Genomic DNA, 8,377 nt, shown 5'->3' on the forward strand with positions numbered 1-8,377 from the left:
CCCCGCGGGGTCTGCTCAGCGGCAGGCCTGCCGCGGTCGAGGTGGGCGGTCGCCGTTGCGCGCTGCTCGGCTGGTCACGGCCGTGGCCGATCGACGAGGCCTGGTGGGAGCCGACGCCCGACGGCGAGCCTCGCCGCCCTCGGGCCCGCATACAGGTCGTCCCCGAGCGTGCGGCGGCATTGCTGCTCTGCGGCGTGCTCGGGGACGAACAGGGGAACTGGATCGTGGAAGGAGTCTACGAATGAGCCGTTCGCGGATGAGACGCCCCCGGCGCGGCTCAGCGCTCGATGTCGACCACCAGGCGGGTCGGGTTCTGCAGCAGGAAGGCGGAGAATGCCCGGTCCGAGCCCTCGAGGCCGATCACGGACTGCGCCTGCCCCTCGAACTGTCCCGTGAACGCCACGCCCGCCACCCCGGTCGCGTCGTCGCCGGCCACGGTGCCCACGGGGACCTCCTCCATGCCGGTCTGGGTGGGCAGGACCTGGCCGCCGATCGTCACCTGCAGGAAGGAGTCGCCCGGCACTTCCACCGGAAAGCCGCTGCCCTGCTGGGCCGGGCTGTCCACATAGTCCACGGAATAGCTCGGGGTCCCGCGGCCGTCGAGTTCGAAGACCACACGGTCCTTGCCCTGGAAATTGCCCATGCGGATCTCGGATACCACCAGTTCTGCGCGTCCGGCGGCAGCGTCCGCCTCCTCGCGCTTGGGGGCGGAGTCCGTCGGGCCGGCGGTGGGGTCGGCGGCCTCGGTCTCCTCCGGCGCCAGAGCCTGCGCCAAGGCGGCCGGGGAGGATCCCGCAGTGGTCGTCTGGCTGGTGGCGGGGGCGTCGGTCGAGGTGTCGGCCCCGCAGCCCGCCATGGCCAGGGACGCGGCGGCGGTCAGGGCGGCGGCCGCTGCGAGGCGGCGATGTCGGGTATGCATGCCCCCAGCTTAAGTCCCTCTCATCACTTTTGTCCCACGAGGTGGCTACAGTTACACCACGTCGCGCGGTGGGGCACCATGGGGGCGTGTCAGTCATCGATCCCACCCCACTCACTGCCTGGTGTTCCCTCCAGTCGGCCGATGAGCCGCCCGCCGGTACCGCGGCCCACGAGGAATCGTGGGTCCTGTTGGAGGTTCCCGCGCGCTGGGGACGCGATATCTTCGACGGCGAAGCCCTGGGCGAGGAGCTGTCCGAGCGACTCAAGGAACATGTCTCGGCCTGCGGATCCCGGATGCTCTTCATCCGGCGCCCGGGCCGCGAGGGTCAACGCATCGACCGTCACCGTTTCTACCTGTGCGACACCAGGCCCGGCCGGCGGAGCATCCGGGTCGGCCGTGTCGACCGTCCCGCGGACATGCTCGACCTGGACCTCTCGCCCGGTGGGCACGTCGCGGGTACCCGCGAGATCTCGGCCCCGGTGCCGCTGGTGTGCACCCACGCCAAGCGTGACCAGTGCTGTGCGGTCCGGGGGCGTCCGGTCGTGGCCGAACTGGATGAGCTGGTCGGAGCCCGCCTGTCCGCGCTCGATCCGGACGCCGCGGTGTGGGAGTGCTCCCACACCGGCGGGCACCGCTTCGCCCCGGTCCTGCTGCTCCCCGGCACCGGCTACACCTACGGACCCGCGGAGGCGGATCTCGCGGCCCGCATCGTCGAGGCCGAACTGGACGGTCGGGTCGTCACCGAGCACCTGCGGGGTCGCAGCACGTGGGCGCCGGCCGGGCAGGTGGCAGAGGTCGCCGTCCGGGAGTCCGGCGTGGAGGCGGGGATCGACGATCTCATCGTCGACGTCGACCCGGATGACCCGCTCGTGGTCGTCGTCCGGCACACCGACGGACGCGCCTGGCGGGTCGAGGCAGGGAAGCGACCGCTCCCGCCACGCCAGCAGAGTTGCCGCAAGCCCGCCGGCGAGGCCTCGGCGTGGGTCGTGGAGTCCCTCACCCTGCTCTGAATCGACCCACCGACACCGGGCGGGTGAGCACCGGTGAACTGGTACCACGGACCCAGGACGTGGTCGGAACTCGAACGGGTGCTCTCCGGACGACCGGGCCCGCGAGGGGCCGAGAACCCGCACCCCGGCGACGGCAGCGACGCCCCCGCCTGGTCACGCAAGCGTGGCGGGTACACGGCCCCTCCGCGGGCCCGCGCCCGGGGGCGAGTGCCGTACGCGGAGCTGCACGCCCACACCGCGTTCAGCTTCCTCGACGGGGCCTCCTCTCCCGAGGCCATGGCCGAGGCGGCGGCGGAACTGGGGCTCACGGCGCTCGCGATCACCGACCACGACGGGTTGTACGGGGTCGTGCGCTTCGCCGAGGCCGCCTCCGAGCTGGGACTGGCCACGGTGTTCGGGGCGGAACTCTCGCTACCGGGCGGCGAGCACCTGCTGGTCCTGGCCAGGGGTGAGGAGGGCTACCGGCGGTTGTCGCGCTCGATCGCCCACGCCCACCTGCGGGGTGGGGCAAAGGGCGAACCGCGGTACGAGATGACCGAGCTCGCGGAGGCGGCCGGCGGTCACTGGTATGTGCTCACCGGCTGTCGTCGAGGCCGGGTCCGTCGGTCCCTGGAGCGCGGCGGGACGGGGGCGTCCGACTTCGACATCCCCGCTGCCGGTGCGGCCCTGGACCAGCTCGTCGAGCTGTTCGGTCAGGACAGGGTGGTCGTGGAGCTGACCTGTCACGGGGTTCCCGAGGACACGGAACGATGCGACGCGTTGGCGGGTCTCGCCGCGCAGGCGGGCCTGCCCGTCGTGGCGACCACCGCTGCCCACTGCGCCGGGCCGGAGGACGCGCGACTGGCCTCGGTCATGGCGGCGCTCGGTGCGCGCGACGCACTGGAGACCCACGCAGCGCACCTGCCCGCCGCGGGCGGGGCGCACCTGCGCTCGGGCGAGGAGATGACGGAGTTGTTCGACCGCTGGCCCGATGCCGTGGCCGGGGCGGACAGGCTGGGCCGGGAGTGCGCGTTCGACCTCCGGCTCATCGCCCCGCAGCTACCTCCGTTCGACGTCCCCGAGGGTTACACCGAGGACACGATGCTCGCCGAGCTCGCCTACGCCGGCGCCGCCCGTCGCTACGGGACACGCGAAGAGGCCCCGGAGGCGTATGCGCAGATCGACCGCGAACTACAGGTGATCGCCGAACTGGGCTTTCCCGGGTACTTCCTCGTCGTCCACGACATCGTCGAGTTCTGCCACCGCGAGGGCATCCTCTGCCAGGGCCGCGGCTCGGCCGCCAACTCGGCGGTCTGCTACTCGCTGGGGATCACCAACGTCGACCCGGTGCGCGCCCAGCTGCTGTTCGAGCGGTTCCTGGCGCCGGAGCGCGACGGCCCGCCGGACATCGACGTGGACATCGAGTCGGGCCGTCGGGAGGAGGCCATCCAGTACGTCTACTCCCGTTACGGCCGGAACCACGCCGCCCAGGTCGCCAACGTCATCACCTACCGCGGACGATCGGCCGTGCGGGACGTGGCCCGGGCCCTGGGCTACTCCCCGGGGCAACAGGACGCGTGGTCGAAGAGCGTCGACCGGTGGTCGGGGTTGAAGAACCACGAGAGGGAGGCCACCGAGCACACCGTCCCGCCCGATGTGCTCGCGCTGGCACGGCGGCTCGTCGGACTGCCCCGCCACCTGGGGATCCACTCGGGCGGCATGGTGATCTGCGACCGCCCGGTGGCGGACGTGGTACCCGTCGAGTGGGCACGCATGCCGGGACGGACGGTCCTGCAGTGGGACAAGGACGACTGCGCGGCGGTCGGGCTGGTCAAGTTCGACATGCTGGGCCTGGGCATGCTCACCGCACTGCATCACGCCATCGACCTCGCGGCGGAACACAAGGATCTCGACGTGGACCTGGCCCGGTTGGACCTCGCGGATCCGCAGGTCTACGAGATGCTGTGCCGGGGCGACTCGGTGGGTGTGTTCCAGGTGGAGTCCCGCGCACAGATGGCCACCCTGCCCCGGCTCCGACCGCGGACGTTCTACGACCTGGTGGTCGAGGTGGCGCTCATCCGTCCCGGCCCCATCCAGGGCGGGTCCGTGCACCCCTACATCCGTCGCCGCAACGGCCGGGAGAAGGTGGTGTTCGACCACCCCGCGCTGGAGGAGGTGCTGGGACGCACGCTGGGGATCCCGCTGTTCCAGGAGCAGCTCATGCAGATCGCCACCGTCATCGCGGGCTTCACCGGAGCGGAAGCCGACCAGTTGCGCCGCGCGATGGGGTCCAAGCGGTCACCCGAACGGATGGCCCGACTGAAGGAACGGTTCTTCGACGGGATGCGCGACCTGCACGGGATCGGTACCAGCCCGCCTGGGACCCCGGTCACCGGGCCGGAGGTGGGGGAGCGGATCTGGGAGAAGATGTGCGCCTTCGCCAACTACGGCTTCCCCGAGAGCCACTCCCAGTCCTTCGCCGCCATCGTCTACTACTCCGCATGGTTCAAGTGCCACCACCCGGCGATCTTCTGCGCGGCGCTGCTGCGCAGCCAGCCCATGGGCTTCTACTCGCCGCAGTCGCTCGTCGCCGACGCCCGCCGGCACGGTGTCACCGTGCACCGACCGTGCGTCAACCGCTCACTCGGTGGGGCCACCTGCGAGAACGATGGTGCCGAGGTGCGCCTCGGACTGGAGTCGGTCCGGGCGATCGGTGAGGACCTGGCCACCGCGATCGCCGATGAACGCGACACCCACGGCCCGTACACCTCCGCCGCCGACCTCGCCGGCCGCACCGGCCTGTCCGTCCGGCAGATGGAGGCACTCGCCACCGCCGGGGCGCTCGACTCGCTCGGCACCGGGGGCCGTCGGTCCGCCCTGTGGTCGGCGGCCACCGCGGCCCGCGAGAAGCCCGGCATGCTGCCCGGGCTCAGCCAGGTCGACGCCCCGGCCCTGCCCGGCATGAGCGTCCTCGAACTCACCTCCGCCGACCTGTCGGCCACCGGGATCAGCCCCGAGGAATACCCGACCGTCCACGCCCGGCCGTGGCTCGACTCCCGCGGCGTATACACCACCGCCGGGCTCGCCCACGTCCCCGACGGCAGCCGCGTCGAGGTCGCCGGAGCCGTCACCCACCGTCAGCGTCCCGCCACCGCGGAGGGCGTGACCTTCCTCAGCCTCGAGGACGAGACGGGCATGACCAACGTCGTGTGCTCGGTGGGACTGTGGGCGCGATACCGGCCGATCGTCTCCGCGTCCCCGGCGCTCATCGTCCGCGGCACCGTGGAGAACCGCTCCGGCGCGGTCAGCGTGGTGGCGGACAAGATCGAACGCCTGCACCTGGGTATGGCCATCGGTCGCAGTCGGGACTTCCGGTGAGCCGCCCCCGGTCAGGCGGCCCGCGCCCTCGCGATCGCCCGCACACTGGCGACCGCGCACAGCGACCAGATGACGATCAGCACCATCACCGTGAACACACTCGCCGCATCCCAATCCAGGTAGAACGACCCCAGGGCGCACGTCGACAGCGGGTACGCCATCGCCCACCACCCCGGATTGAACGGCATGCGCGCCAGGAAGCCCCTGATCGTGGAGAACACCGCGTAAGCGCCCAGCCCGGCCCCCGCCACCAGCACCGAGGCGGCATAGACCCGGGCGACACCCCCCAGGGTCGCGCCGAACAGCACCTGCGCGGCGGCCGCGGACTGACCCACGATCCCCAACGGGATCCACGTCGTGGTCGCCAACTCCACCGGGACGGGAGTCCGAAACCAGGCGTGGTGATACGTCCTGGCGATCACCGCGCCGCCCAGCACCAGGGCCAACACGAAGCACACCGAGCACGCGCCCACCAGAACCGACCGGACAGCCTCCGAATCGACGTGCCTGGACATCAGGCCCCCCGCACCCGCGGACACCATCGGCGGCACCACCGGCAACGCCCACGTCGGCAACGGATGGTCGGGACGGGCGGTGACCAGCCACACGGTGAACCTCAGCGCGGTGGCCAACCCCAGCACGGTCCCCGCAGCCCACAACGCCGCGTCCACCCCGAACGCGATGGTCGACAGCGCCGGCGCGCGGGCATCGACCACCACGAAGGACGCGGAGCCCACCGCGAGCAACCCCATCGAGACCATGCCCCACAGCGGCAGCATCGCCGCATCCCGGACCGAGGACGTCCACATGTCCGGGGCGCGCGCCACCGATCGCGCGAACCCCGCGCCGAGCCCCAGCAACAGAACCCAGCCCAGGATCACCATGACCACCGCGGCCGGCGCGAAACCCGGAACCCGCACCGCGTGGATCTGCAGGAGCGTCGCCAGACCACCGGTGCCCATCACGGCACCGAACCAGGCGGGGCCGGGCCCCGGGACGGACGGGGCCGCGGGCGCTGATCGCGGTCCCCGGCTCGTGGTCACCAGGACACTATGCCCGCACCTCGTCGTTGCCCGAAAATCCGGGGGGGACAACGACATCCGCCGCTCCGTCGCGCCCCGGCGAGCGACTGCCCGGATCCCCGACGCCCACGGGCACGACACCGTACGTTCGATCCCATGAGCGCCCCGACCGCCTCCCGTGGCCCCGATCCCGCCGCCCCGCTGGATGAACTGCGAGCCCGACTCGACACCGCGCGGATACTCACCGACCCGGACCTTCTGGAGGGCTACCGCCAGGACTGGGCCAAGGCCCCCGACCCGGGCCTGCCCCTGGCGGTGGTCCGGGCCCGCACCACCGAGGACGTGCAGGAGGTCCTGCGCTGGGCGAGCGCGCACGGCGTCCCCGTGGTCCCGCGGGGTGCAGGATCCGGCCTGTCCGGCGGCGCGACGGCGGTCGACGGCGGGATCGTGCTGTCCACCGAACTCATGCGCGACATCGACGTCGACCCCGTCACCCGGACGGCCACCGTCCAACCGGGGCTTTACAACGCCGAGGTCAAACGGGCCGTCGCCGCGCACGGTCTCTGGTACCCGCCGGACCCGTCGTCCTATGAGATCTGCTCGATCGGCGGCAACATCGCCACCAACGCCGGCGGACTGTGCTGCGTGAAGTACGGGGTGACCACCGACTACGTCCTGGGGATGACGGTCGTGCTCGCCGACGGTACGGCGGTGCGCCTGGGCGGGCCGCGCCTCAAGGACACCGCCGGGCTGAGCCTGACCAAACTGTTCGTCGGCAGCGAGGGGACGCTGGGGATCGTCACCGAGATCATCCTCCGGCTGATCCCGGAGCAGCCGCCGCGCTCGACGGTGGTGGGGATCTTCCCCGACGTGGTCGCCTGTAGTGAGGCCGTGCTGGCCATCACCCGGCGGATCCGCCCGGCGATGCTGGAGTTCATGGACACCGTCTCCATCCGGGCCGTCGAGGCGGACCTACGGATGGGCCTGGACACCACGGCGGGGGCGATGCTCCTGGCCCAGTCCGATCTCACCGGTCCCGACCGCGCGGCCGAGACCGGGTTCATGGCCGAGGCGTTCCGCACCCACGGCGCCACCGACGTGTTCGCCACCGACGACCCCGACGAGGGTGAGCAGTTCACCATGGCCCGCCGGGCCGCGTTCACCAGCCTCGGCAAGACCGGCACCCTGCTGCTCGAGGACGTGGGCGTGCCCCTGCCCTCGCTGCCCGATCTGGTCGCCGGGATCGAGGAGATCTCCGCCCGCCGTGACATCCCGATCGCGCTGGTCGCGCACGCCGGGGACGGCAACACCCACCCCATCATCGTCCTGGAGGACGACGACCCGGACCGGGCCGAACGCGCCCGGTTCGCGTTCGGTGAGGTGATGGACCTCGCGATCGGGATGGGCGGGACGATCACCGGCGAGCACGGGGTCGGTCGGCTCAAGGCCCCGTGGCTGCCCGCCCAGCTAGGGGAGGACGTCATGGAGCTGAGCCGGCGCATCAAGTCCGCTCTCGACCCGCAGGGCATCCTCAACCCCGGGACGATGCTGTAGCGGCCGGGCGGGTCGGGCGGCCGGGCGGGTCGGGCGACTGCAGCCGCGGGGCCGCCCCAGCTGCGGGCGACGCGAGCCGCGGGAATCAGGTCCGATCCCGGGGAAATCCCCGATGTGCGGCCGTCACCGGTCGGCGAGTATCGGGTTCATGGCGACCGACCGACTCAGCCTCCTGCTCTACCGGGCGTTACTCCTGTCGACCGCGGCGGTGGCCCTGGGGCTGGGAGTCGCCGCCGGGCTCGAGGCACCCACCATCACCCCGGAGTACCAACTCACCGCCCATTGGCGGGCCTACGGCCTGCTCGTCTTCGCCGCCCTCACCGGCTACCTGGGTGCCACCCCGCCCGGGGCCGCCGTGCTGTGGGTGGTCGTGGTCTTCCACAAGGCGTCCATGACCATGACCGCCGTGCTCCTGCTGCGCCACGAGGTGGCCGGGGCACCGGCCGCCGCCGCGGTCGACGGGGCGATCGTCCTGGCCACCCTCGTCGCACTCGGCCTGCGGTGGCCGGCCGCGC

The 8,377-nt window shown here is 72.1% G+C and carries 6 protein-coding genes and 1 pseudogene; 5 read left to right on the forward strand and 2 right to left on the reverse strand.

Annotation, left to right across the window (positions count from 1 at the left end; translation table 11 throughout):
• Positions 1–245 (forward strand): annotated as a pseudogene (locus tag G6023_RS15715) (DNA polymerase Y family protein); the annotation flags it as partial.
• Positions 246–277: 32 nt separating this feature from the next.
• Here G6023_RS15715 and G6023_RS04185 read toward each other — a convergent pair.
• The gene (locus tag G6023_RS04185; RefSeq protein ID WP_182634166.1) at positions 278–919 is read right to left on the reverse strand and encodes an AMIN-like domain-containing (lipo)protein; all 642 of its coding nucleotides are present in this window, start codon (positions 917–919) and stop codon (positions 278–280) included.
• Between the two features lie 86 nt (positions 920–1,005).
• Between G6023_RS04185 and G6023_RS04190 the strand changes: the two genes are divergently transcribed.
• Both G6023_RS04190 and G6023_RS04195 read left to right on the forward strand, forming a co-directional pair.
• Positions 1,006–1,929, forward strand: a complete 924-nt coding sequence (locus tag G6023_RS04190) for a ferredoxin family protein (protein WP_067712561.1) — start codon at positions 1,006–1,008, stop codon at positions 1,927–1,929.
• Between the two features lie 33 nt (positions 1,930–1,962).
• Complete coding sequence (locus tag G6023_RS04195) at positions 1,963–5,286, forward strand: error-prone DNA polymerase (RefSeq protein WP_182634167.1); 3,324 nt, start codon at positions 1,963–1,965, stop codon at positions 5,284–5,286.
• 11 nt (positions 5,287–5,297) lie between these two features.
• Here the strand turns inward: G6023_RS04195 and G6023_RS04200 are convergent, their stop codons facing one another.
• Positions 5,298–6,329, reverse strand: coding sequence for an SLAC1 family transporter (locus G6023_RS04200; RefSeq protein ID WP_206680974.1), 1,032 nt, complete (start codon positions 6,327–6,329; stop codon positions 5,298–5,300).
• A 135-nt stretch (positions 6,330–6,464) separates the two neighbouring features.
• Between G6023_RS04200 and G6023_RS04205 the strand changes: the two genes are divergently transcribed.
• Together G6023_RS04205 and G6023_RS04210 are read left to right on the forward strand one after the other, a co-directional pair.
• A complete protein-coding gene (locus G6023_RS04205; protein WP_182634169.1) occupies positions 6,465–7,862 on the forward strand; it encodes an FAD-binding oxidoreductase in 1,398 nt (465 codons plus the stop codon).
• Between the two features lie 148 nt (positions 7,863–8,010).
• A partial coding sequence (locus tag G6023_RS04210) for a hypothetical protein (RefSeq protein ID WP_182634170.1) occupies positions 8,011–8,377 on the forward strand: 367 nt, incomplete at its 3' end.

This window comes from Dietzia sp. DQ11-71 (assembly GCF_014144995.1).
GTDB lineage: Bacteria > Actinomycetota > Actinomycetes > Mycobacteriales > Mycobacteriaceae > Dietzia > Dietzia kunjamensis.